This window comes from Youngiibacter fragilis 232.1 (assembly GCF_000495435.3).
Lineage (GTDB): Bacteria > Bacillota > Clostridia > Clostridiales > Clostridiaceae > Youngiibacter > Youngiibacter fragilis.
Genome location: NZ_AXUN02000017.1, coordinates 1 through 1,636, shown reverse-complemented (window position 1 = coordinate 1,636; position 1,636 = coordinate 1). Strand labels below are relative to the sequence as shown.

Annotated in this window: 4 protein-coding genes; all 4 read right to left on the bottom strand. The window is 43.6% G+C overall.

Annotation, left to right across the window (positions count from 1 at the left end):
- Positions 1–16 precede the first annotated feature (16 nt).
- Entirely contained in the window at positions 17–220 is a 204-nt protein-coding gene (locus tag T472_RS01315; RefSeq protein WP_023387807.1) for a hypothetical protein, read from the bottom strand.
- A 66-nt stretch (positions 221–286) separates the two neighbouring features.
- Positions 287–472: a hypothetical protein gene (locus T472_RS01310; RefSeq protein WP_023387806.1), complete on the bottom strand. Its 186-nt coding sequence runs from the start codon at positions 470–472 to the stop codon at positions 287–289.
- Between the two features lie 119 nt (positions 473–591).
- Complete coding sequence (locus T472_RS01305; RefSeq protein WP_052011732.1) at positions 592–1,080, bottom strand: zinc-binding metallopeptidase family protein; 489 nt, start codon at positions 1,078–1,080, stop codon at positions 592–594.
- 294 nt (positions 1,081–1,374) lie between these two features.
- Positions 1,375–1,636 (bottom strand): hypothetical protein (locus T472_RS01300; protein ID WP_040906256.1); only part of this gene is annotated, 262 nt, incomplete at its 5' end.

Here is a 1,636-nt window from a genome sequence, read left to right as displayed (position 1 = left end):
AAAAAACAGCGGGACTTCAGGCTATAAGTATAGCCGCAGTCGCAGGAAGGCTCGATGAAAGAATCCTTGTATACAGTGTCGCATTTGCTATCAGCTCAAGTCCTGCACCGAATACCATCAGCACCTGCTCTGAGTATCCAAGCAGCAGTACCAGAAACAGAACTGAAAACGCGATGGACAGCAGAATCCCCTGAACGGAAACCCTGGCAAGCTTCCTCATGTTACCTGCTCAATAACTCTGAGCAACGAGTATTGTCGTTCCTATGTATATGCCCTTGAAGGCGGCTCAGATAAGCCTGAATATGACATTACTTAGACCAATGGCTCCGACTGCCACAGCGCTGATACGGTCCACCATAGCCATGGACACCAGTCCTACAGTCATCTGAAGTATGTTCTCAGCGGTAATCGGAATGACCATGGAGAGTATCTTCTTCTTGATTTCCCTGTCGCTTATAACCCTTGCTTCCATAAATTCCCCCGACTTCGGTCAAGAACAAACTATCGAGCCAGCCTCTGGAGCCTGTGACAAGTGCATCTCGCAGCTCCGGACGCAGGCTCATCTTAAGTTGTCCTTAGTTATTCAGCATGTCACTCGGCTAGGAGCGAAACCGCATACTTTGCAGTTGACAGCACACCGAGCTTCTGTACGCTGTCATCCACATCGAACTTCTCATTGTGGTGCTCAGCTCCTGTACCGAGCTCCTCGTTCCTGATGCCAAGGAAAGCGAACACACCAGGGTATCTCTCAAGGTACATGCTATAGGATTCTGAAGCATACCGTTTTGGGCAGCTTGATACTGTACCTTCAGGAAGTATATCGTTCAGTGCTGCCGCTGCAAGCTCCGAGTAATGCGAATCATTGATTACAGGTTCTGACAGGATCTTCATCAAGTCAGAGAACTCGACTGTGCAATGGTGCATCCTGGCAGTAGCCTCGGGTATCTCCTTGACAATATCAACAGCCTTTGCACCTTCACCCATATTGAAGAACCTCAGGCTTACCCTGAACTTTGCGGTTTCAGGGATGACATTGCTTACATCTGTTCCTGAGTGGATATTTGCTATACCCAGGGTCACTGTCTCATTGGCATCTATCTGGTTGATCCAGGCTCTTTATAGTTACATAAAAGGGCTACTCCAATTATTCTCGGACCTTCATCAACATTTATTTTTCCAGCCTAAGTTTCGAATATAAATGGATTGCCCAATAAATAGGTACATTCTGGTTTAGAATTCTTAAACATTCGATTTATTTTCATTCGGATTACTTGCATACAGATTAGCGTAGAAAAAGAGGGTGAAATCTTTTCACCCTCTTTTTATTGTATTATAAATATATAATTTTTAGTTATACATATTTATTTATTATTTCTAGTTTTCTTCATAGCTTTCAAGTATTTCGACTTTTCCTGTACTGTACCTTGCTATTGAATAGATGAATGCGAAAGCTATTACAGCGATATTCCCTATCAGCAACGGGGTTGTCAGGTCAGATGCAAGCAGGAAGAACTGAAGAAGGTTGATTGTTATAGAAATTATCACTATAAATTTTACCATTCCATCAGACACCTTGAACCTGGACTTGTTCCAGAGTCCTGGCATTACCTTACTTACTCCTTGTATATTGTAGTTG